Below are 23,616 nucleotides of genomic sequence, written 5' to 3' on the forward strand. Positions count from 1 at the left end.
GCGCAAAAGGGAAGAAAAAAATATGGTTTAATGCTCCCGGTTTTCCCGTCTTAATGTATTAACTCGATAAAATTCTCTATGCACTTCTTTGTCGTCTCTATAGTATACTGATTGTGTAACAAGGGGTACCCAAGCAAGCCCTATTTTTAACGTTACACTATAATGAGCGCTGCCCAACAGGGATATATCCCGGTAATATGATCCTCCGCCGGGTATATCTACCATTCCACCCAGTATTGTATCATTATTCGGGTAATAATCTCCCAGCATCATACCGAAACTTGCCTCAAAGGAAAATGCTTTAATCAAAGCCTGAATACCGGCCCTAAAAGAAAATGACGCCTGATAATCATCTTTAAATTTATGCATGTCAAAATTCGGCTGTAATTCAATACCAACAAAAGGAGCCAGCTCTGTAAATCCTCCGATAAAAAAGGGATATCTTAGATTGAAATCTATTGCAAAAAGCGAGAAAAAATTTGAATAATATTCATCTTCCTCATAAGTGGAAAGTTCATTAGTCCCGGATGATGAAAGCAGAACCGGAATATTGATGTTTATAAAGCTAAATGAAGCGTATTTAAAAAGCAATAGATAGTCGAAACCAAAGATTTGGTGCTGTAAGGAAACTTCAGATTCCAGCTCGGTAAAATTATTCCGTATCTTAATGTCATCAAAAATGATTCCATAATAGGGCATAGCTGCGAAAGTTATGCTATGATCATAATACTGTGTAGTACTTTCTCGATCATAGCTAATCCAATAGGGGGTAGCATGGATATTTATGCCTGATAACAGTAATACACCAATACAAACAAGCATTTTTCTCATCTCGGTTCTCCTTTTATTGAAAAATTCAATATAATTGTGGCAGTTCCCTTAATCATCAATCTAAAAATTCAACATAACTTTCGGTATCATACGTTGCTGAGATGTCTTCAGAATCAGTATAAATTTTATCTTCTGTACGAGAATGTATCCGGGTTTTAACATGACTGCCCGCATCATCCGCAGCCTTTATAATTTCCGTCCCACCATTTATATACGTAACGGTTTTGTTTGCATTGGGGTTCAAGGTGAATGAACCCGGCCTAAGAGTTACGGTAACGCGATGGGAAGATGAGTTTTTGTACTCCACGGATACCAGCGTAACCGGCTGTGTTTCGCCGCAGCCGGTTAGAAACAGCGGCAGGAAACAGCCAAGAATAATAGCGGCCGCGGCAGCCGCATGTTTAAATTTGCGATCCCGTAGGATCAATATTGTTTTATACATAATACCTCCTAACTGAACAAATAATAAAACGTTTATGCCAACCGCTCCTGAAGCGGTAATGGCCAATGCTTGCATCTTCAGTGAATAATGGGGGGGGATAACGATACTGCGGTAGCAATAGTGTTGTCAGTGGCTGCTTTCGGAGCGGAGAGTTTCATGTGGTCTCCTTTTGCATTGACAGTTTGGCCCCCTACTGAGACCGTTGGTCCAATGGCCTTTTTGACCAGCCATGGTATAGTATTACCGATTTAGGGGAGCATGTAAAGCCCCAGCCGCCGGTGCCGGGGCCTGGACTACTCCCGGTTACAAATCATCTGGAAAAAAGATCCCGACTTGTGATACACTACCCTTATATGGAATTAACGCAGGAATTTATCGATGGCCTAACGGTCAACGAAGTAAGCATCATGAAGGGTATTGCCGAGCGCCTGGGGGTAAACCTGGGGCAGGTTTCGGCGGTGGTCGGCCTTTTGGGGGAGGGGAGTACGGTTCCCTTTATCGCCCGGTACCGGAAAGAGCAGACCGGCACCCTGGACGAGGTCCAGGTTCGGGACGTGGATCACCTGTTTTCCAGCGGGAAAAACCTGGAAACCAGGCGGCTGGAGATTGTCCGGGGGATCTTTGACCAGGGAAAACTTACCGAATCCCTCTACGAAAATATAACCAAGGCGGCGACCTTAACGGAGCTTGAGGATATTTACCTCCCCTATAAACGGAAGAAGAAAACCCGGGGCATGGCCGCCATAGAAAAGGGCCTGGAACCCCTGGCCGACGCCATGTTGGAACTGAAAGACGCCGCTCTGGTACAAAAGGCGGCGGAGTTTATACGGGAAGATGCCGAAAACCCCGCCCTGTCGGTGGCCACCGCCGAAGAGGCGCTCCAGGGGGCCATGGACATTCTGGCCGAGCGGGCAGCCCAGGAGCCGGAAAACCGGGCGGCCGTCAAGAGCTTCTACGGGAAGGACGGGCGGATTATCGTCAAGGGTGTGGGGGACGAGGAGCTTAAGAAGACCTCCACCTACCAGATGTACTGGGATTATACGGAAAACCTGTCCCAGATAAAGAGCCACCGGGTATTGGCCATAAACCGGGGTGAACGGGAGGGGCTTCTGGAGGTGACCATCGACGTGGACGAAAACACCGCGGCGGAACTTTTGCAGCGGAAGTACCGTATCAATAACGATTACCATAAAACCGCCATTGAGGATGGGCTTAAACGGCTCCTCTCCCCGGCGGTTATCCGGGAGCTCCGGGGGGACCAGAGCGACACCGCGGACGATCACGGGATCTCCGTGTTCAGCCAGAACCTCAAGAACTTGCTGATGCAGCAGCCCATTAAGGGTACCCGGGTATTGGGCGTGGACCCGGGGATCAGGACCGGGACCAAGTGCGCCTTTCTGGATGATACGGGGAAGTATCTGGCCAATTTTGTTATTTACAACCACAAGGTCGAGGAGGCCAAGCGGCTCCTCCTGAGCGGTATCAAGAACTACGATGTGCAGCTTATCGCCGTGGGGAACGGGACGGGTTCCAAGGAGGTTCAGGAAGTTGTTACGGCGCTTATTGCCGAAAACAACCTGGATGTCCTCTACACCGTGGTGGACGAGGACGGCGCTTCGGTGTACTCCGCCAGCGACATTGCCCGGGAGGAATTCCCCGAGCTGGACCTGACGATCCGTGGGGCTATTTCGATTGGCCGACGTCTCCAGGACCCCCTGGCGGAACTGGTAAAGATCGACCCCAAGTCCATCGGGGTGGGGCTCTACCAGCACGACGTGAACCAGAAGAAGCTTTCCGAAACCCTGGACGAGGTGGTCTCTTCGGTGGTGAACAACGTTGGTGTGAACCTCAACACCGCCAGCGCTTCCCTGCTGCGCTACGTGTCGGGGATTAACGGCCCCCTGGCCAAGAAGATCGTCAAGTACCGGGACGAGAAGGGAAAGATCGCCAGCCGGGAAGAGCTTACCTCGGTGCCCGGCATGGGGCCGAAAAGCTTTGAACAATGCGCGGGGTTCCTCAAGATCCCCGAAAGCCCGGAAATTCTGGACAATACCTGGGTGCACCCGGAAAACTACGCCATAGCGCGGGTCATCAGAAACACTATTACTACCACCGGTAACCTTGCCGCCGGAGAAGCCAAGGCTCTGAAGGAGCAGTACAACGTGGGGGACACCACCATAAGCGATATTGTGGAGGAATTGAAAAAGCCCAACCGGGACCCCCGGGAAGGGTTCCCCAAACCCATCATGCAGAAGGGGGTGGTGACCTTCGAAGATCTCAGCGAAGGGATGATGATCACCGGGAAGATAAAAAACGTGGTTGACTTCGGGGCTTTTGTCGATTTAGGTATCAAAGAAACAGCGTTGGTGCATATTTCCGAACTGAGCGATCATTTTGTGAAGGACCCCATGGACGCGGTTAAGGTGGGGGATGTGCTGGAATTCCGCATCATCGGCCTGGACCGTGACCGCCGCCGGATCAGCCTGTCCCGGAAAAGCGATTCAGCCCAGCCGAAACAGGAACACGCCCAAGAGCGGGGGACAAAAGCCCCTCAAGCGGCGGGCGGCGAAGGAAAGAAAAAGCTTGTGGTGGTCAGGAAAGCAGGGGAGGCCGGAAACATCGGCCATGGTGGCGGTAACGGCGGTTCCGTAAGCGCCGGGTCCGGCAGGTCCGGGGGCGGGTCCGGCTACACGGGCGGCGGCGGTACGTTGCGTAATTCCAGGGACCGCAGTAACCCTGACGATGACGGCACCATGTACAACCCCTTTGCGGAGGCCCTGAAAAAAATGAAGGAAAAGAAATAAGGGAGGATAAGTAAAAAAGGTGCATATATCTGTAGTGCTGAATTCCATTATTGGATCAGCTTTGGTAATTATCCTCATCTTTGCTGATTATTTTCGGAAGTATAATACCGATGGTTTTCAGCGGAATGCTTTTTTCCACATCCTGCTGACTGCCATAGTAGCAATGCTGGCGGACTTTGTTTTCTATTCGCTCAACGGTGTTCCGGGAACGGTAGTCCGTTATGTGTTGTATGTTGATTTATTGATTTTCTTTATTTTTCAGATCGCCTCATTTTATTATGTTTTTATCTTTATTGATTATTTAACTTTTAAGGAAAAGGAACGGACAAAAAGGATTGCCAAAATTGCCTGGGCCATGTTTATCCTCAATGGGGTTCTCCTGCTTATCAACATGCATCTGGATTTTTATTTTTATCTTACACCGGGTAATGTATTTCAGTATGGGAATAAATATTTTCTCCGCCTTATCATTAGTTATTTTCCCGTAGTGATGGTACTCGTTGATATATTTTTTCTGGCAAAAAATTTTAGAACATCCCAGGCTTATCTGTGCTTCTTTTTTATCCTCTTTACCGGTCTGGGTTCTTCTATAGATATACTTTTTAAAACAGTCGGCCTGATCTGGCCTTGTTTTACCTCGGCTCTTCTCTACGCATATTTTTTTATCGTCCAGTCGGATTCAAAAATCGACAGCCTCACCGGTATCGGGAACCGGTACAGCTTTAATGAGTTTATCAATCAGGTTTCCGGTCAGAACGCAAAGCAGCCCTACTCGGTGGTGATGATAGACATGGATCACTTTAAGGAGATCAACGATACCCTGGGTCATCTGGAGGGGGATAATGCCCTGCGGGATATGGCGGCCATTATTAAGGGCTGTATCCGGAATTCCGATTTTGCCGCCCGCTACGGCGGGGATGAATTTGTATTAGCCGCTAAGAAAGAGAGTGATGTTATCCGGCTCATGGAACGGATACAGCAGGCTATAGATAATCAAAATGAAAAGAAGATACGTCCCTACACTATTCAAATCAGTTACGGCTACGATGTGTTTATCCCTAATAGCGGCCAATCTATAGAAGCCTTTCTTTCCCACATTGACAGCCTCATGTACAAGCATAAGGCCGGCAAGCGCCGGAGCACGGATTAATGGTCCTGGAGGAAGGGCTTGCCCTTTTATGCCAGGGAGATCCGGATATAGAGGCGCTCCTGGGCAGGGGTAATGACAGGGCGCTTCACTTGCTTACTAAATACATAAAAGCGATTGAACTCCATAATCCTACTCTCAGCTTGGTGGGCGCCACGGAACACCGGGAACTGGTGATACGGCATATCCTGGACTCCCTCTCTCCCTTGGGGATCCTGCAGCGCTTGATTCGGGAACAAGGGAACGTTCCTCCTATCGCCGATGTGGGTTCCGGGGCGGGGCTTCCGGGGATACCCCTGGCCATAACCCTGCCGGATTGCTCCTTCACCCTTATAGAGCGGAAGACCAGACGGGCGGAATTTCTTCGAAATGTTTTGCCGGCTCTTGGCCTGTCCAATGCGTCGGTGGAAGAGCGGGAAATGGAAAAGGCTCCCCGGTTCCGCTTTGGGATAATTACGTTTCGGGCCTTCCGTCCCCTGGACCCCGCTATCCTCAAGGGGCTTTTTCGGCTGCTGATGCCCGGGGGTGTTCTGGCCGCCTATAAGGGCCGGCAGGAAAAGATTGCGGCGGAAATGGATGCTGTCAGGGAACTGCTCGGTTCCTGGGAGTCCATCCCCTGTCCGGTCCCTTTCCTGGATGAGGAACGCCACTTGGTGATCATAAGACCGAGGATTTAAGAAATAACCCCCGACCGCACGGACAAACTCTATATTATCGTCTTTGTCCGTGTGGTCCGTGGTTAAATTTGGAATTCCTATGGTAAGGCTCTCCCCCCTTGTTCAGGGTTCCCCGTACGTGGTAAATTTTCACTATCATGAAAGCCGCCATTATCTTTGGGTCTCAGTCGGATAAGCCTGTGATGAAGAAAGCCGCCGATGTCCTTCGGGAATTCGGGGTGGATTTCTCCGCCCATATCATTTCGGCCCACCGGGTCCCGGAATTGCTGACCGAAACCCTCAAAAAGCTGGAAACCGGGGGGGTTGAGGTGATTATCGCCGGGGCGGGGCTTGCGGCTCACCTGCCCGGGGTTATCGCCAGCCAGACCCTTGTCCCGGTAATCGGGGTGCCCATCTCGTCCGGCGGGCTCGGCGGCCTGGACGCCCTGTTTTCCATAGTCCAGATGCCTAAGCCTATTCCGGTGGCTTCCGTTGGGGTGGACAACGCCGCCAATGCGGCCTACCTTGCCTGCGAAATTCTTGCCCTTAAATATACAGAAATGAAGGATAAATTGGCGGCCTTTAGGGTCAAAATGAAGGCCGATTTTGCCCGGGACAATTCGTTAGTAAATAACGGGGGAGTGGATCTATGAGTGAAGTCAAGCAGGGAGCCCAGCTGTACGAGGGCAAGGCGAAGAAGGTTTACGCAACAGACAGCCCGGATCAGGTTATCATCCATTATAAGGATGATGCCACCGCCTTTAATGGGGAAAAGAAGGGCCAGATCGAGGATAAGGGGGTGATGAACAATAAGATCGCCTCCGGGCTTTTCGAACTGCTGGAAAAATCCGGCCTTCCCACCCATTTTATCTCCCGCCTTAACGAGCGGGATATGCTCTGCAAAAAGGTTACCATCGTTCCCCTGGAGGTGATAGTCCGGAATGTGGCCGCCGGGTCCATGGCAAAACGCCTGGGCCTTGCCGAGGGGACGGAGCTTAAAACTACGGTGTTCGAGCTTTCCTATAAGGACGATGCCCTGGGGGACCCCCTGATCAACGACTACCACGCAGTGGCCATCGGCGCCGCAAGCTTTGAGGAAATCGAAAAAATTAAGGCCCTTACCTTTAAGATCAACGATGTTCTTTCCGCATTTTTTCTAAAGAAGGGTATCAAACTTATTGACTTCAAACTTGAGTTCGGGAAAACCAATACGGGTGAACTGGTGCTGGCGGATGAGATTTCCCCGGACACCTGTCGTTTCTGGGACGCCAAGACCAACGAAAAGCTCGATAAGGATCGGTTCCGCCGTGACCTGGGAAACGTGAAGGAAGCGTATATTGAAATCCTCAATAGAATTGGATGACGACAAACTTCAGCATGGAGTTTGTCTTCCTGATGAAGACAAACTCCATGAGGAGTGCGGGGTTTTTGGGATTTTTCTCAACGACCCGGCGCGGGATGCATCTTCCCTGGCCTACTACGGGCTGCTGTCCCTGCAGCACCGTGGGCAGGAAAGCGCCGGTATCGCCGCTGTTCACGAAAAACTAATCGACTGCCGGAAGGGGATGGGCCTGGTGGGTGATGTCTTTAACTCCGACATCATTGCCCAGCTCAAGGGTTCCGCCGCAGTGGGCCATGTGCGCTACTCCACCGCCGGCGGATCATTCATCGAAAACGCCCAGCCCTTTGTAAGCCGCTTTAAGCTGGGGTCCATCGCGGTGGCCCATAACGGTACCCTCACTAACGCTGATGTGGTCCGGGAACTCCTGGAGGACGCCGGCATCGGGTTTACATCCTCCAGCGACAGCGAAGTTATCGTCAATCTGATCGCCAAAAACTACAAGAAGGGGCTGGAAAAAGCCCTGACCGATACGATCAAATTTATTAAAGGTTCCTACGCCCTGGTTGTCCTTACCGACGACGCCCTGGTTGGCGCCCGTGACCCCAACGGGATCAGGCCCCTGTGCCTGGGGAAGATCAACGGGGGCTGGGTATTAGCCAGCGAGTCCTGCGCCATTGATGCTGTGGGAGGGGAATTTGTCCGGGACATAGAGCCCGGGGAACTTATTATCATCAATAATGATGAGGTCCTCTCCTTCAGCTTTAGTGAGAAAACCCGGCGGGCGGTCTGTTCCTTTGAGTATGTCTACTTTGCCCGGCCCGATAGTATTATTGACAAGATCGATGTTTATGGTTCCCGGATACGGGCAGGGGAAATTCTTGGCCGGGAATCGGCGGTTTCCGCGGATCTGGTTATCGGGGTGCCCGACTCGGGGGTTCCCGCTGCCATAGGGTACGGCAGGGCAACAGGAACACTGTTCGGTTTAGGCATAGTAAAGAGTAAATATGTTGGGCGCACCTTTATTGCGCCGGATCAGCAGACGCGGGAAAAGGCAGTTTCGGTAAAGCATAACGTGATCCACCGGGAAGTCCGGGGAAAGCGGGTGGTGATCATCGATGACTCAATAGTCCGGGGTACCACCAGCAGACGCCTGGTTTCTATTTTACGGAATGCCGGCGCCAAGGAAGTTCATATCCGGATTTGTTCCCCTCCGGTACGGTTCCCCTGTTACTTTGGCATTGACACACCTCACCGGAAGGATCTTATCAGTAACGGTAATAGTGTTACCGAGCTTTGCAAGTCCCTGGGTGCGGATAGTCTTGCGTTTATTTCCGTGGAGGGTCTTTTGGAGTCCTTGGACGCCGATGAGGACCGATCCTATTGTCTGGGCTGTTTTATCGGAGAATATCCTATCCCGGTTTCGGGAGAAACGGGCTAGGATAAATTTATATTTTTTGGAGACATTTTGTGTTGTTGAACGGAAGCGATTCGAAAGAACTATTGGTTAAGGCAAAGCGGGAACATTTCGCCATAGGGGCATTTAATGTTTTTGACTACATGACTGCGGAAGCAACCTTTGTTGCTGCAGAGGAACTGGGGGTTCCGGTTATGATAAGTACCTGGGATTATTTCGATCCCAGCTCTCCTGAAGGGAGTAACATGCCGGAATTCGCGGCCCGGAATTTTAATCATTTTCTTCTGGAACGATCCAAGGCGTCTCCTATTCCGGCAATTCTTCATCTTGATCATACCCCCACTTACGAAGGTTGTATTCGGGGCATTCAAAACGGCCACGCTTCTGTTATGATCGATGCCTCTATGAAGCCTATTGATGAGAACATTAAGTTGACCAAGAAGGTTGTTGAAGCTGCCCGGGCCTGTGATGTTTTAGTAGAGGGTGAAATTGGACATATTGGGGGTCATGTAAACTCCTCCGAAGTTCCTTATACTGAAGTTGACGATGCAAAAAAGTATGTTGCCGAAAGTGGAATTGATCTTGTGGCAGTATCAATAGGAACTGCCCATGGGGTATATAGCTCCGAACCGGTTCTTAACTATAAACGCATAAGCGAACTTCGTGAGGCCGTTGATGCCATCTTGGTGATGCATGGTTCTTCCGGTTTGAAGCCCGAACAGTTCAAGGAAGCTATTAAAAATGGTATTGTGAAAATAAACTTTGGTACTTATACCCAGCTCGCCGGGGGAAAGGCTACCTATGATGCTGCTAAAGCTATGGGTGATAAAATTTATTTCAAAGAAATAATTACTGCGGGTACGAGGGCCGCTGCGGATTATCTTAAAGAGCATATGATAATATTCGGAACAAAAAAGGTATAGTGAAATCGGAAATGGAGATATTTGATGGATTATAAGCAGGCGGGTGTCAACATTGAGGAAGGCTATCGGGCGGTGGGAAAATACCGGGACCTGGCGGCTTCCACCGCCAACGCCTCGGTGCTGAACGGCATAGGTAGTTTTGCGGGGATGCTCTCCATTGGGGATCTTATCCGCGCCGGGAAAGGCATGGAAGAACCGGTCCTGGTCTCCGGGACCGATGGGGTTGGGACCAAGTTGGACATTGCCTTTCAGCTGAAAAAGTATGACACCGTGGGTATCGATTGTGTGGCCATGTGTGTAAACGATGTAATCTGTCATGGCGCCCGTCCTCTGTTTTTCCTGGACTACCTTGCCTGCGGTAAACTGGACGCCGATGTGGCTGCGGAACTGGTTAAGGGCGTCGCCGTGGGCTGCCGGGAAACCGGGAGCGTCCTCTTAGGGGGCGAGACTGCGGAAATGCCCGGTTTTTACGACGAGGGAAAGTACGATATTGCGGGATTTTCCGTGGGTATCGTTGATAAGAAAAATATTATTGACGGCAGGAATATTAAGGAAGGGGATGTCCTGGTAGGTGCAGCTTCATCGGGTCCCCATTCAAACGGCTTCAGCCTGATCCGCAAGTCTCTGCCGGACTTACATGAGGATTTTGGCGGCATGTCCCTGGGGTATGCCCTCCTGGAACCGACCCGGCTCTACGTTAAGCCCATCCTTGCCCTTCTGGAACAGATAGGCATCCGGGGCATGGCCCACATTACTGGCGGGGGCTTCTACGAAAATATCCCCCGTATGTTCACCGCGCCTGCGGTTTTTGATGCGGTGATAAAAAAAGGTTCCTGGACCATTCCCGCCATCTTTGCCCGTATTGCAGCCGGCGCCGCGGGGCTTAAAGAAAAAGGACCCGCTGCCCGGGAAGCGGGTGCAAAGCTGCTTGAAACAGACGCCTCCTTACGGAAACAGATGTTTAATACCTATAATATGGGTATCGGCTTTGTGCTGGCCCTGAAGCCTGAGGACAGCAGAAAAGCTATCGAATTTCTGGATAGCAAGGGCTTCCCCTCCTGGGAAATAGGCCGGGTAGAAGCGGGGAATGGGGTAGTGCGTTTTGAGTAAGGATACTGCGAAAAAACCTCCATCGCCTCTTCTTACGATCCTTGTCCGTCTTGGAGGTTTAATAATTTTTATTTTAGCAGCGTTCCTGTTTGCACATTTTGCTTTTTCGAGGCAATGATAGTGAATATTTTAGTGTTAGTTTCCGGAACCGGTACCAACCTTCAGGCGTTGATCGATGCGGAGAAGGCGGGCCGTCTTGGGCCGGGACGAATTGCCGGAGTTATTTCTGACCGGCCGGCGTATGCACTGGAACGGGCTAAGGCTGCGGGGATACCCGGCCTGGTCGAAAAAGCGGGCAGCGGGCTTTCAGACCGGATTCTTCACGATGCCCGGGAAATGGATGCGGGGTTTATCATTCTTGCGGGATTTCTTTCCATACTGGAAGGGGAAATCATCAGCGCCTACGGGGGGCGTATCGTCAACCTTCATCCGAGTCTGCTGCCGAAATTCGGCGGGGCGGGGATGTACGGCGAACGGGTCCATCGGGCGGTATTGGATGCCGGGGAGAAAGAGTCGGGTTGCACGGTGCATTTGGTAGACGCCGGTACCGACACCGGGCCTATCCTGCTGCAGCGGAAAGTTCCGGTGCTGCCCACCGATACTGCGGATTCACTGGCTGAGCGGATCCATACGGAAGAACATATCGCCATCGTTGAGGCTGCGGCTCTGATGGCTGAACGGTTAAACAGTAAATAGAGGGGTGTTTGTATGGAAAAGCGTTTTATTAAAAAGAGCGGCGAGGAGCTTTCTCTTTTGGGTTTTGGTTTAATGAGGCTGCCCTTAAAGGCCGGTACCCAGGAAATCGACAAAGCCCAGGCTCTGGACATGGTGGACTATGCCCGGGACAAGGGTATCAATTACTTTGATACCGCTTATATGTACCATGAGGGAAACTCCGAATCCTTTGCAGGGGAAGCCCTGTCGCGGTATGACCGGAGCAGCTTTAACCTGGCCACCAAGATGCCCCTGATGCGTGTAAAGACCGAAGCGGATGTGGAACGGATCTTTCAGGAGCAGCTCAAGAAATGCCGTACCGAATATTTTGATTACTACCTGCTTCACAATATCAACAAGGAACATCTTCAGGTTACCGAGACCTTTAAGATCTATGAGAAACTCAAGGAAAAGCAGAAGCAGGGGCTGATACGCCGCCTGGGTTTTTCTTTCCACGATCAGCCGGAATTGTTAAGGCAGGTGGCACAGAAATATGATTGGGACTTTGCCCAAATACAGCTTAACTACCTGGACTGGGAGCAGCAGAACGCCAAAGAGCAGTACAAGATACTCACTAAAAACAATATCCCGGTGAATATTATGGAGCCCGTTCGGGGAGGAACCCTGGCGGCCCTTTGCGATGAATCGACGCTGATCTTTAAAAATGCGAATCCCAATGTCAGTGTCGCCTCCTGGGCCATACGGTACGCAGCTTCCCTGGATGGAGTTCAGGTTGTTCTGAGCGGTATGTCCAGTATGGAGCAGATGAAGGACAATATCAGTACCATGGAAAGCTTTAAGCCCCTTAGCATAGAGGAATATCAGGTGATCGATAAGGCCCTCATAGCCTACAAGACATCCGGGTCTATTCCCTGTACCGGCTGCCGGTACTGCATGGACTGTCCCCAGGGCATCGACATTCCTAAAGCCCTTGCGATTTACAATAACTACCTTTTTAACAAATCGAGGAATCGGCCGAACTATAATTTTAGTTTCGAGATGGAATACCGGGTACTTGGGGAAGAAAAACAGGCCCATCACTGTGTGCAATGCGGCGAATGCGCCGAGAAATGTCCCCAGCATATTGATATCCCCCACTGGATGACCCTTATAGATGAAGTACACCAGGCGCAGCTGCCTAAAAAATAACAGGAGAGATGATGAAGAAGCGGGCCTTAATTAGTGTTTTTGACAAGGACGGGATCCTGGAGCTTGCCTCGTATTTAAGCGGGGCGGACTGGGAGATTTTATCCACCGGAGGAACCTCAAAACATCTCCAGGAAAACAATATCCCTGTTACCGATGTATCGGCGGTTACGGGTTTTCCTGAATGCCTTGACGGCAGGGTAAAGACCCTGCACCCGGCGATCCACGCAGGGCTCCTTGCCCGGCGGGATGTGGCCTCCCATATGGAGACCCTGGAAAAGCAGGGTCTTTCTCCCATCGACCTGGTCTGCGTAAACCTCTATCCGTTTTTTGATAAGGTTCAGGCCGGGCTTTCCCTGGAGGAGACCGTGGAGTTTATCGACATAGGCGGGCCCACCATGCTCCGGTCCGCGTCGAAAAACTATCGGGATGTGATCGTCCTTACGGATCCTGCGGATTACACCGAAACCATTCGGGGCCTCAAGGCCGGTCACGTCCCCGTGGAATTCCGTATGCGTCTGGCAGGGAAGGTGTTCAACCTCACCTCCGCCTATGACGCCGCTATTTCCCGGTACCTCCTGGGAACCGGAACTGTGGATACGGCGGAAGCCTACCCCAGCTATTGGCCCCAATCTCTGAAAAAAGCCCAGGGCCTGCGTTACGGCGAGAACAGCCACCAGTCGGCGGCTTTCTATATCAATACGGATCGTCCCGGCGCTCTGGGTTCCATGGAGCAGCTCCAGGGTAAGGAGCTGAGTTACAACAATATACGAGACCTGGATCTGGCCTGGAAAGCGGCCTGCGCCTTCGGTCTTCCCGCGGATAACACGCCGCCCCAGGGGGAGGATGATGTGGCCCGGCTTTTACCCGGATATACCCTCAAGGCATTGGGATCACCGGTGTGCTGCGTTGCGGTTAAGCACAATACTCCCTGCGGAATAAGTCTGGGACGGAATCTGGAGGAAGCCTATGCCAAAACCTTTGCCTGCGATCCGGTTTCTATCTTCGGAGGTATCGTAGCTTCCAATGTGATCATGGATGTTGCTACCGCAGAAAAACTGGGGGAACTTTTTTTAGAAATAGTGGTGGCGCCGGACTTTGAGAGCGGGGCCTTGGAAATTTTCAAAAAGAAAAAGAACCTCCGGGTCATGAGGGCTCTCCGGGCCCCCCGGGAGAATCAGGAATGTGTTTCCGTGGACGGCGGCCTCCTGGTGCAGGAATCCAACCGGAAGCTCCTGGAAAAGTGGGATGTGGTTACTAAGGCTGCTCCCGAAAGTGCGGATATTCCGGATATGCTTTTTGGTATGCGGGCGGTGAGCTATGTAAAGTCCAACGCCATCGTGGTGGTAAAGGATACTGCGGCGGTGGGCATAGGGGGCGGCGAGACCAACCGTATCTGGGCGGCGGAGCTTGCCCTGAACCGGAGTGCCCACACCATTGCTGCGGCCGCTGAAAAAGGTGCGCCCGGCGCCATTAAGACCGACGGCGCTCCTGCCCGGGTGCTTGCCTCGGACGCCTTCTTCCCCTTCCCGGACGTGGCGGAGGCCGCAGCCGATGCTGGGATACGGACTATCATCCAGGTGGGTGGTTCCCAGAACGACAATCTTTCTATCGAAGCCTGCGATAAGCTGGGGCTTGCCATGGTCTTTACCGGAACCCGGCATTTCAAACACTAACAGAAAAGGTATGCCCGTGATTTTAAAAAAGGATTTTGAAACCAGTCCCCTGTCAAAGGATGAAGCCCTGGGCATTCTTGATTTAAATGATGGGGATTTAGCGGAGTTGTTGGACGCCGCCTATGCCCTGCGGAAGAAGTACAAGGGTAATGTCGTGGGGGTGCAGCTCCTCACCAACGGACGGAGCGGGAACTGTTCCCAGAACTGCGCCTACTGCGCCCAGTCCCGGGAAGCAAAGTCGGATATCGAAACCTACCGCCTGGTCCCCTACGAAAAACTCTCCCGGGACGGGCAGGCGGTTATGGAAAAGAAGCTGGCCCGGCACTGCATAGGTTTGAGCGGCATCCGTTTCTCCGATTCGGAAATAGATGAATTCGCCGCCCATGTCCGGAGCCTGAAAAAAGAAGCGGGAACACATATATGCTGTTCCATCGGTTTCCTTAGCCCCGCCCAGGCGGAGAAACTCAAGGATGCCGGAGTAAACCGGATCAACCATAACCTCAACACCAGCCGGAACTACTATCCCCAAATATGTACAACCCACAGTTATGATGAGCGTCTGGCCAATATCAGGATGCTCCAAGGCCTGGGCTTTGAAATCTGCAGCGGGGGAATAGTCGGCCTGGGGGAAAACAAGACCGATGTGGCGGATATGCTCTTTGAGCTGCGGGCGGTAAATCCCCAGTCGGTGCCCATCAACTTTCTCCTCCCCCTAAAGGGGACGGCTTTGGAAGGAAGCGATACCTCTCATCTCACCCCGGAATACTGCCTGAAGATCCTCTGCCTTGCCCGGCTTTTGATGCCAAAATCGGATATACGCTGCGCCGCCGGAAGAGAGGTATACCTGAAGGGCCGTGAACGGGAGATGTTCAAAGCGGTGGATTCGATATTCGCCTCGGGCTACCTTACCGCCGGAGGACAGGGCATAGACGATACCATTAAAATTATCACCGATGCAGGGTTTGAATACCAACAGGGCTAGGACAAAGGTTTCGTCTTCCACAGACAGGAACAAAATGGTAAGATAGGTTTATGAAAGTTTTAGTTATAGGTTCCGGCGGCCGGGAGCACGCCATGGCTTGGAACTTGGCCCAATCGGCAAATGTAGAAACGGTTTGGGCGGCCCCGGGAAACGGCGGGACTGCAACGGAAGCTAAGTGTAAAAACACTCCGGCAAGCTTGGGCGACCCCTCGGCGTTAGCCGTAACAGAAGCGGGGCAGGATGTCCTGATCGGCTTTGTTCAGCGGGAGGGGATAGCCCTCACCGTGGTGGGTCCCGAGCTTCCCTTGGCTGAGGGCATCGTTGACCGGTTCCGCGCTGAAGGACTCGCCATAGTGGGCCCCGGGAAAGAGGCCGCCCGGCTTGAGGCGAGCAAGGTTTTCTCCAAATCATTTATGCGTAAATACGGTGTCCGCGCCGCCGGAAGCGAAAATTTTACTAACCCCGCAGAAGCCCTTAGTTATGCGAAAAAGTATTTTGACGGGAAGCAGGCGCCCTTAGTAATAAAGGCCGATGGACTTGCTGCGGGAAAGGGTGTGGTTATTGCCGCAGACCTTGCCGAAGCGGAGTCCTGCCTCAGCTCCTTTATGAAGGATGGTTCCTTGGGCGCCGCCGGTTCTTCAGTGGTGCTGGAAGAATTTCTTGAGGGCAAGGAAGTTTCGGTTCTGGCAGCGGTGAGCGTACAGCCCGGCGGCAAGGGGGTGATAAAGCCCTTTGTTTCCGCCCGGGATCACAAACGCCGCTTTGACGGCGGCCAGGGTCCCAATACCGGCGGCATGGGCTCCATCGCTCCGGTGCCGGATTTTACCCCCATCGCACAGAAAGACTTTGAGACCGCCATACTTCGACCCACCCTCAGGGGCATGGAAGCCGAGGGTATGGATTACCGGGGCTTTATCTTTTTTGGCCTCATGGTAAAGGATGACCGTTGTTCTCTGCTGGAGTACAATGTACGCCTTGGTGACCCCGAAACCCAGGCGGTGCTCCCCCTGGCGGATTTTGACTTTGCCGGTCTCTGTTCCGCAATCCTGGATGGAACCCTGGCCGCATTTCCTCTCAACTGGAAGCCCGGCGCGGTCTGCGCCCCCGTGGCGGTAGCCGACGGCTACCCCGGCTCCTACCGCAAGGGGGACCCTATCACCCTAAACGAAGCGGCCCTCGCCAAAACCGGCGCCCGTATCTTCATCGCCGGAGCCCGGTTGGACGAAGCCGCTGCCGTACCGGTTCTCCGCAGCTCAGGCGGCCGGGTCCTGGCAGCCTCCGCCTGGGGCGCCGATGCCGATCAAGCCTGGACCAAGGCCTACGAAGCCCTGGGGGCGCTCAGCTTTGCGGGTATGGCTTATAGGAAAGATATAGGACGGGAGTAGGTCTCCATTATTTTTTTCCCAGTCCCAAATAGTAAGTTTCAAAGGATTCGCTGCGGCAGGCTTCGGGTTTAAAGCTTTTACCGGTTTTAAAAAGTTCCCGTATGCGTTTGAGTATCGAAGCGGTGTCTCCGCCCTGGAACACCTTTACTGCGAGGCTGCCGCCAACGGCCAGGGCAGTTTCGGCATAGCCCAGGACCGCCTCCGCCAGGGCCAGGGAACGGAGGGTGTCCACGGAACGGTTCCCCGTAGTGGCCGGGGCAGCATCGCTCATCACCAGATTGAAGGGGCCCCGGGCGTGGATAGCCTCCCGGATTTCCGCCTCGGTGATATCACCCCGGATAAAACAAAAGTTCTCTCCATCAAAAAGACCCTTGTCGTACTGCCGGGAAAGGGGGGAAAGGTCTACGGCGGTAAGCAGGCAGCGTTTGTCCTGTTTCTGTTGGAAATTCCGCAGGGCGTAGAGACTCCAGCTTCCCGGGGCGGCCCCCAGGTCCAGTACCTTGAGCGCCGCCGAGCCGGAGGGGGGACGGAATAGGCCGAACTTTTCGTCCATCTCCTTCAGCTTGTACACCGAACGGGCAGGGTAGCCCTCCTTCTGTGCTCTTAAAGACCAGTGATCCGGTTTTTCGTAGTTTGCCATGCTTGTCCCTTGGGGGCTTTTATTTACAATTTGCCCCGTGTAAAATGGGGCATGGATCCACAGTATACCCATCGCTTAGCAAAAATAGAAGCCGTTTTAAACGCCCAATTGCCGGAAAATCCGGATCTCCCCTGGGTGAGCGGTAATTTTCCCGCTCTGCCCGGCGCAGTTTCCCCAAGTCTGGTGAAGTCCCTAACCCTTCCCGGCTGGGACCTTGTTTCCCGGGGAGGCAAGCGGTGGCGGCCCCTGCTGACTACCCTGATCTGCGAGAGCCTTGGCGGGGGCGATGGGGCGTTGGCCCTGGTTCCCCTGGTGGAACTGCCCCACAATGCCAGCCTTATCCACGACGATATTGAGGATAGTTCCGATGAACGCCGGGGAAAACCCGCGGCGCACATTCTCTACGGAACCGATACGGCGATCAATGCCGGCTGCTTTTTGTATTTCCTCCCCCTCACCTGTATTGAAGCCTGGGATGCGCCGCTTGAACTGAAAAACGCCGTGTACCGTCTTTGGGGGGAGCATATGCGGCGGCTCCACCTGGGGCAGGCCATGGATATCAGCTGGCACCGGGACCATGGATCTCTGCCCGGCCTGGAGGAATACGACCTGATGTGCCGTCTTAAAACCGGTTGTCTGGCCAGGTTCGCGGCGATCCTCGGTATCCACGGGGCAGCCGCTTCCGGGGGAATATCCGTGGAGAAGATTGATGAATGGGCCGGGATACTCGGGGCTGCGGCGGAGAAACTGGGGGTAGGCTTCCAGATCCTGGATGATGTTAAGAACCTGACCACCGGCAACCCCGGCAAGAAACGGGGCGACGATATTGTGGAGGGGAAGAAAAGTCTTCCCGTATTGCTCTATCTCCACGGGCAGAAAGACGCCGCATTGGTAAGCCGCTGCTTTCAGGCAGCCGGGGTTTTGGGAATAGGCGCGCCTGAGGTGGAGGAGCTTATTGCGGAGCTGGATCGTTCCGGGGCGCTGGCGGAAGCCAAAGCCCGGGGGCTTTCCCTCATTGCCGAAGCCCGGGAGGCATTTACCGCGGGAAGCTTCGCTGGAAGTACCGCGGGAAGCTTCGCTGGAAGTACCGGCGATCTGCTTGTGGGGTTGATCGATTCGATTAGTTAGGGGGAAGCATGAACAAGATGCTGGAAGCTGAAATATGGACCATCGCCCAGATGGATGACGGAACTGCGGTGCTTCTGAGGCCCTTGGGTTCCGATATCGCGGTCCCGATTTTTATCGGGGAAAGCGAAGCCCAGTCCATACTCCTCGGTCTGGAGGCGGTTTCCCGGCCCCAGACCCATGATTTGCTTCTGGAACTTATCAAAAAGGGTGGGCTTGCGCTGTACCGTGCGGAGGTTCATGATTTAAGAGATAATATCTTCTATGCCCGGCTGCTTCTTACGGGCAGGGAATTTTCCGAAAAAGCCCCACTGATCCTGGATTCCCGCCCTTCCGATGTCCTTGCCCTGGCTGTTCGCTGTAAATGCCCGGTTTTTATTGCCCCAAAGGTGGCGGATCAGGCAGGGCTGCCGGTAGAATTTTTTCTTGACGCAGTTGGTAATAGTACGGAGATTTCTGCCGATACTAGTATAGGAAAATTAAATGCCCGGCGGGAGACCCTCCAACTGGAATTGGATCGGGCAGTGGCCGCCGAAGAATACGAAAAGGCTGCGGAATTACGGGATGTTTTGGCCTTGATGGATAAGGAAAGAAGGGATGAATAATCGTAATGCCGGATTTTTCATTATTGTAATTGCTAATTGTAGAAAAAGCGTATAAAATACAATAATGGAAAAAATAGTCAGATTAGTCATGGTGCTTTCTCTCGTTTATTTTTCCCCCTTCCCGGGTTATTCCCCCGGAATTATGAGGGAGGCTGCCTTTAAAAGGCCCCCCAAGTCTAAAATTCTCGATACCGAAAACGGTATGGGTATGCCCTATATCGAAAATGCCGCACTGACCTTGCCGGAAGCTGCGGGCTTATCCCTCAATTCCGATGCCTATGCTTCCCTTGCCGGGATGCCGGAGCCGGAGGCCTATTCCAAACCTCAGATGCTGCTCAGTTTTTCCTATAAGGTTCAGCAGGGCGATACCATCGGGGTTCTTGCGGAGACCTTCGGCCTAAACCAGGATACCCTGTTATCCCTGAATGGGATTAAAAATTCCCGGCTGCTCCAGATAGACCAGATGCTTAGGATCCCCAATCAGGATGGTATCCTCTATACCGTAAAAACGGGGGATACCCTCGCTGCTATTGCTGAAAAATACGAAACCAGCCCCGAAACTATCTTAACGGCAAACGAGCTTTTTTCGGAAAACATAAATCCCAAGACCAGCCTGTTTATTCCCGGCGCCCGGCTTTCCCAGACGGATCTCCAGGAAATCAACGGGGACCTTTTCCTCTGGCCTATCCGGGGCTATATTACCTCCCCCTACGGCTACCGGCCCAGTCCCTTTACCCGGGAGCGGCAGTTCCACACCGGTCTTGATATCGGCGCGCCTCAGGGGACCCCCATACGGGCGGGCATGGCTGGCAGGGTTTCTTCCGTTGGTTATGACGGTACCTCCGGCAATTACGTGGTAATTACCCACCATTCCGGATACCGGACCCTTTACGCCCACATGAGCTTTGTCAGGACAAAGACCGGCGCCTATGTCCGTACCGGAGATGTTATCGGAGACGTTGGCAGCACTGGTTTAAGCACGGGCCCCCATTTGCATTTTACGGTTTACAAGAACGGTGTTACGGTTAATCCCCGGGCATTGATAAAATAGGGCCATTAAAATGGCGTCCTAATCGTTGTTAAGTACCGAATCGATAAGGTTTTTAAAATTCCGGTCCAGGCTTTTTAGGGTTTTCTCATCCGGCGTAAGAATGTTTTCGTTAATATAACTAATCCCATCCCGCTCGGCAATGATTTCTTTTTCTTCGTCTACCGCCGCTTCTGTCTCTTCAACCAAGGTTGCTTCGTCTTCGACCTGTGCCTCAAGTACTTCGAGTTCATCGTATAATGCCGTAAAAAAAGGCTTGGAGAGCATGGGTTTTACGAAATTGGAACTCAGCCGTTCCGCCGCAATTTCCGGGGAATCATGCGGTTCTATCAGCCCTTCCCTTTCAAGGGATTCAAGGTTTTCTGCGGGTTCCGGCTCAAATTCCACTTCGGATAACGTCGAAAAGATAGCGGTAAAAGGCGATTGAATTTCAAGACCATCGACCAGGGATTCTGCGGCCTCTTCTTGCGCCTTCTCAACTTCCTCCGGAACGGGGCTGAATTCAATCTCACTGGCCAGGCTGCTCATACCCTTATCGGAGGTATCCTCGGAGCCACCTAATTCCGAAGGATCGATCTGCTCGAATTCCGGACCCACGTCCATGGGTTCAATCTCTTCCAGCTCTTCCGGCTCCGGCTCTTCGAGCAGTTCCGGTTCAATATCCTGCGCGTCTTCTTCCAGCGGTACCAGTACCTCCGGCGCTTTCAGCGTTTCCAGAGAGACTTCTTCCATGGTTACTTCCGGCATCGAGGGCAATTCATGTTGTACATCTTCCATCGCCTCTATTTCGTCAATGGCTTCAGCTTCTTTCAGCTCTTCCAGATCAAAGGTAACGGGCGGAGTTTGGATGGGGATTCCCGGCTTTTCCTCTGCCGGTTTGGATGAGGATATTACGGGAGCCGCGACGAGGAACCGGTTCAGGATGGTCTTGAGCTTTTCTTCGTCAATGACGGTCCTTCTTTCTGCCTGGCCGCCGATGATCGCAAGGAGATCTTCCCAGGATTTATCTATAAAAATATCGATTTCCGTTGGGTTCTTGTTTTTTATGCCCCGTTTTAATTCGGAATGAACATCCTCTTTACGCTGCTCAAGCTCTTTTCGCCAGCGGTTCAGATCCAAATCGCTCTTGTGTTCATAATATTCCTCGATCAGGTTGATCTGCAGCCGTTTTAGCCTGTTCTGGATAATCGTCATATTGTCCTGGCGGATGTTGAGGAGCAGAAAAATAATGAGATAGACCGTGATGAGGAACGAAGCGAGAAGTATGATCCTCATGGCCAGGGGGAAGCTCAGTATGGATTCGTTTACCATGCGGCCTATATAGATGCCCGTGGAGGTTTTTGCGGAGATAAGGGCCAGGTTCGTTTCCGTAAGGCCGGATCTGAGTCTACTCAGGGAAAGGATATTTTCACTCCAGACCCGGGAGATAAGTGGAATCAGGGTACTTTTTCCCACAAAGGGAAGACCCATAACCATTCCCGGAGGATCGGAGATGATAGATATATCCTCCCCAACTTTTATCCGCCCCTCGGTAACCATCCGTTCCATCACGGCCCTTACGGATAGAGAGAAGATGGCGGTTCCCCGGTATACTTCAAAGGAATCGTAGAAGGGATGGGAAAAGAGGATACGCTCCCCGGCTTCGTCCAGTATTAGCCTTGGGTTTCCCCGATCCGGAACTTCTATCTGCAAATAGGGGATATAGCCGGAGCTATTGTCATTACGGGTATCATTATAATTCCGGTACGCAATGGATGTCTGATTCTGGCGCAGAATATCGGGCTGCCAGGTAGAGTAGTGGATACGACTCCCCGCAGCATCAATGAACCGTACCGATTGGAACCCAGCCAGGGATTCCAGGAGGGCGCCGTAAATATTTGCCCGCCGGATGATATCTTCCCCTTCCAGGTTGGAGAGAAAGCTCCGTCGTACCGCATCTTCCTGTAGGGTAGCGGAAAAACAGGCCTGCAATTCCTCCAGAAATTTTTCTATGGTTTCGGTATCTTCGGTAATTTCCCGGCTTACAGCCTTTGTTACGGCCGGATTATAGAACCGGGTTTCTACTAACTCAAATAACCCCGTAAACGTCAGGGCTGAAAAACCGGCGAATAAAACAACGGAAATGAGTAGGCTCAGTACAGCCTTCCGGGAAATAATCACTAAAAATCCTGCCAAATTCAAATATATACTTTATTATAGGTGATTTGGGGTGCTTAGTATAGGCTGGGCGTATCCCTTTTTATCACCCTATCCTGTGTTAGAATGCCCTTTAAGGAGATACCCAATGCCCGGATAGTTCCTTTTCCTGCAATAGGATGTCATAGTAAATCCATGACAGAATTATACGAGACTAAAATCGCCCCCAAACGGGCTTTCCTGATAGGCATTCGGGATAACCGGTCCGACACGGCGGCGGCAGAATCCCTGGCGAAGGAGCTTGTTGGGTTGGCGAAGACCCTGGGCTTTGAGATTGCCGCCCAGGAGAAGGTCCATATCCGGGAGCATCGTCACAAATTTGGGCTGGGGACCGGAAAGGCTGATGAGATTGCCGGAAAGGCTGCGGAACTGGGGGTGGATTGCCTGGTTTTTGACGGGGACCTGAGCCCCTCCCAGCAGCGGAACTGGGAACGGCTTACGGGGATTGCTGCGGTGGACCGGCAGGAGCTTATCATCCAGATATTTGCCGGGCGGGCCAGAACCAGGGAAGCGGAGATCCAGGTTGCCCTGGCGGAGCTTTTCTACTCCCTGCCCCGGCTGACCCATAAGTATATCGATCTGTCCCGGCAGCGGGGAGGCCGCTACGGGACCAAGGGTTCCGGGGAGACCAAGCTGGAAACCGACCGGCGTCAGGTGGAGCAGCGTATACACCGGCTTGAGGAAGAGCTGGCGGAGGTGCGCAAACAGCGGGCGGTCCAGCGGAAGAAGCGGGACCAGGAATCGGTGTCCTGCGCCCTGGTGGGTTACACCAATTCGGGGAAGTCCAGCCTGCTTAACGCCCTAACCGGTGCGGAGGTTTTGGCGGAAGACAAGCTCTTCGCCACATTGGACGCCACCACCCGGGTCCTCCCCGCCAAGGGACGCAATTTAGTCATCACCGATACTGTGGGCTTTATCCGCCGACTCCCCCATGCCCTGGTAGACGCTTTTCGTTCAACCCTGGAAGAAGCTGTCCAGGCGGATCTGCTGGTCCATGTCCTGGACGCTTCGGACCCGGATGTGGATGCGTATTTTGAAACTACCCTTTCGGTGCTCCGGGAACTGGGGGCCGACAAAAAACCTATGCTCACCGCACTGAACAAGATCGACCGCCTGGAGCCGTCTCCGGATGCTTTGGAATCTCTGTTCCGCCGCTACCCCGGCAGTATTCCTGTTTCCGCCTTGAACGGCGCCGGCTTGGACGAACTGAAAGCGCGGATGATCGACGCTCTTTCCGGCCCGGTCCGTCGTTTCCGCTTTCCCCCGGACCGTTCCGACCTGGCGGCTCTGGTACACCGGAGCGGGACGGTGCTGCAGGAAATATACGAAGGAACCTACATTGAGCTGGAAGCCCAGGTGGAAGAGGATGTGGCGGGAAAACTGCGGGAATATTTGGTTGACCAATGAGGGTAAAAACTGAAATAAGGCAG

The 23,616-nt window shown here is 52.7% G+C and carries 21 protein-coding genes; 17 read left to right on the forward strand and 4 right to left on the reverse strand.

Features of this window, described 5'->3' with window-relative positions; translation table 11 throughout:
• Window positions 1–27: 27 nt before the first annotated feature.
• Both LQZ19_RS06800 and LQZ19_RS06805 read right to left on the reverse strand, forming a co-directional pair.
• Window positions 28–831, reverse strand: a complete 804-nt coding sequence (locus LQZ19_RS06800; protein ID WP_411046910.1) for a hypothetical protein — start codon at window positions 829–831, stop codon at window positions 28–30.
• A gap of 55 nt (window positions 832–886) precedes the next feature.
• Complete coding sequence (locus LQZ19_RS06805) at window positions 887–1,348, reverse strand: hypothetical protein (protein ID WP_411046911.1); 462 nt, start codon at window positions 1,346–1,348, stop codon at window positions 887–889.
• Window positions 1,349–1,626: 278 nt separating this feature from the next.
• Between LQZ19_RS06805 and LQZ19_RS06810 the strand changes: the two genes are divergently transcribed.
• From LQZ19_RS06810 to purD, 13 genes are all read left to right on the forward strand, one after another.
• Entirely contained in the window at window positions 1,627–4,077 is a 2,451-nt protein-coding gene (locus tag LQZ19_RS06810) for a helix-hairpin-helix domain-containing protein (RefSeq protein ID WP_411046912.1), read from the forward strand.
• A gap of 19 nt (window positions 4,078–4,096) precedes the next feature.
• Window positions 4,097–5,227, forward strand: coding sequence for a GGDEF domain-containing protein (locus tag LQZ19_RS06815; protein WP_411046913.1), 1,131 nt, complete (start codon window positions 4,097–4,099; stop codon window positions 5,225–5,227).
• Window positions 5,227–5,901 (forward strand): 16S rRNA (guanine(527)-N(7))-methyltransferase RsmG, encoded by a 675-nt coding sequence (gene rsmG / locus LQZ19_RS06820; protein WP_411046914.1) that lies wholly within the window; start codon window positions 5,227–5,229, stop codon window positions 5,899–5,901. Before LQZ19_RS06815 ends, rsmG begins: the two co-directional genes overlap by 1 nt.
• Before the next feature lie 137 nt (window positions 5,902–6,038).
• Entirely contained in the window at window positions 6,039–6,533 is a 495-nt protein-coding gene (gene purE, locus LQZ19_RS06825) for a 5-(carboxyamino)imidazole ribonucleotide mutase (RefSeq protein WP_411046915.1), read from the forward strand.
• The gene (purC, locus tag LQZ19_RS06830) at window positions 6,530–7,243 is read left to right on the forward strand and encodes a phosphoribosylaminoimidazolesuccinocarboxamide synthase (RefSeq protein WP_411046916.1); all 714 of its coding nucleotides are present in this window, start codon (window positions 6,530–6,532) and stop codon (window positions 7,241–7,243) included. The genes purE and purC overlap by 4 nt, the downstream gene beginning before the upstream one ends.
• Complete coding sequence (purF, locus tag LQZ19_RS06835) at window positions 7,218–8,660, forward strand: amidophosphoribosyltransferase (protein ID WP_411046917.1); 1,443 nt, start codon at window positions 7,218–7,220, stop codon at window positions 8,658–8,660. Before purC ends, purF begins: the two co-directional genes overlap by 26 nt.
• A 29-nt stretch (window positions 8,661–8,689) precedes the next feature.
• Entirely contained in the window at window positions 8,690–9,559 is an 870-nt protein-coding gene (locus LQZ19_RS06840; protein WP_411046918.1) for a class II fructose-bisphosphate aldolase, read from the forward strand.
• Between the two features lie 24 nt (window positions 9,560–9,583).
• Window positions 9,584–10,669 (forward strand): phosphoribosylformylglycinamidine cyclo-ligase, encoded by a 1,086-nt coding sequence (purM, locus tag LQZ19_RS06845; RefSeq protein ID WP_411046919.1) that lies wholly within the window; start codon window positions 9,584–9,586, stop codon window positions 10,667–10,669.
• Between the two features lie 120 nt (window positions 10,670–10,789).
• Window positions 10,790–11,365, forward strand: a complete 576-nt coding sequence (gene purN, locus LQZ19_RS06850) for a phosphoribosylglycinamide formyltransferase (protein WP_411046949.1) — start codon at window positions 10,790–10,792, stop codon at window positions 11,363–11,365.
• A 12-nt stretch (window positions 11,366–11,377) separates the two neighbouring features.
• The gene (locus LQZ19_RS06855; RefSeq protein ID WP_411046920.1) at window positions 11,378–12,532 is read left to right on the forward strand and encodes an aldo/keto reductase; all 1,155 of its coding nucleotides are present in this window, start codon (window positions 11,378–11,380) and stop codon (window positions 12,530–12,532) included.
• 11 nt (window positions 12,533–12,543) lie between these two features.
• Window positions 12,544–14,205, forward strand: coding sequence for a bifunctional phosphoribosylaminoimidazolecarboxamide formyltransferase/IMP cyclohydrolase (gene purH / locus LQZ19_RS06860; RefSeq protein ID WP_411046921.1), 1,662 nt, complete (start codon window positions 12,544–12,546; stop codon window positions 14,203–14,205).
• A gap of 10 nt (window positions 14,206–14,215) precedes the next feature.
• Window positions 14,216–15,187: a biotin synthase BioB gene (bioB, locus tag LQZ19_RS06865; protein WP_411046922.1), complete on the forward strand. Its 972-nt coding sequence runs from the start codon at window positions 14,216–14,218 to the stop codon at window positions 15,185–15,187.
• 50 nt (window positions 15,188–15,237) lie between these two features.
• Window positions 15,238–16,572, forward strand: a complete 1,335-nt coding sequence (gene purD / locus LQZ19_RS06870; RefSeq protein ID WP_411046924.1) for a phosphoribosylamine--glycine ligase — start codon at window positions 15,238–15,240, stop codon at window positions 16,570–16,572.
• A 7-nt stretch (window positions 16,573–16,579) separates the two neighbouring features.
• Here the strand turns inward: purD and LQZ19_RS06875 are convergent, their stop codons facing one another.
• Window positions 16,580–17,212 carry an SAM-dependent methyltransferase gene (locus tag LQZ19_RS06875; protein WP_411046925.1) on the reverse strand — a complete coding sequence of 211 codons (633 nt, stop codon included), beginning with the start codon at window positions 17,210–17,212 and terminating at the stop codon, window positions 16,580–16,582.
• 51 nt (window positions 17,213–17,263) lie between these two features.
• On the opposite strand from LQZ19_RS06875, the gene LQZ19_RS06880 reads away from it, so the two are divergent.
• The 3 genes from LQZ19_RS06880 to LQZ19_RS06890 all read left to right on the forward strand — a co-directional run bounded on the left by LQZ19_RS06880 (window position 17,264) and on the right by LQZ19_RS06890 (window position 19,993).
• Window positions 17,264–18,340 carry a polyprenyl synthetase family protein gene (locus LQZ19_RS06880; protein ID WP_411046926.1) on the forward strand — a complete coding sequence of 359 codons (1,077 nt, stop codon included), beginning with the start codon at window positions 17,264–17,266 and terminating at the stop codon, window positions 18,338–18,340.
• A gap of 8 nt (window positions 18,341–18,348) precedes the next feature.
• Complete coding sequence (locus tag LQZ19_RS06885) at window positions 18,349–18,942, forward strand: bifunctional nuclease family protein (protein ID WP_411046927.1); 594 nt, start codon at window positions 18,349–18,351, stop codon at window positions 18,940–18,942.
• 64 nt (window positions 18,943–19,006) lie between these two features.
• Entirely contained in the window at window positions 19,007–19,993 is a 987-nt protein-coding gene (locus LQZ19_RS06890) for a peptidoglycan DD-metalloendopeptidase family protein (protein WP_411046928.1), read from the forward strand.
• 18 nt (window positions 19,994–20,011) lie between these two features.
• On the opposite strand, the gene LQZ19_RS06895 is transcribed toward LQZ19_RS06890, so the two are convergent.
• Entirely contained in the window at window positions 20,012–22,165 is a 2,154-nt protein-coding gene (locus LQZ19_RS06895; protein WP_411046929.1) for a hypothetical protein, read from the reverse strand.
• A gap of 156 nt (window positions 22,166–22,321) precedes the next feature.
• Here LQZ19_RS06895 and hflX point away from each other — a divergent pair, with 156 nt between their 5' ends.
• Window positions 22,322–23,593 carry a GTPase HflX gene (gene hflX, locus LQZ19_RS06900; RefSeq protein WP_411046930.1) on the forward strand — a complete coding sequence of 424 codons (1,272 nt, stop codon included), beginning with the start codon at window positions 22,322–22,324 and terminating at the stop codon, window positions 23,591–23,593.
• Window positions 23,594–23,616: the final 23 nt, after the last annotated feature.

The sequence above is a fragment of the Treponema primitia genome, from assembly GCF_046533075.1.
In the GTDB taxonomy this organism is placed as follows: Bacteria; Spirochaetota; Spirochaetia; order Treponematales; family Breznakiellaceae; genus Termitinema; species Termitinema primitia_B.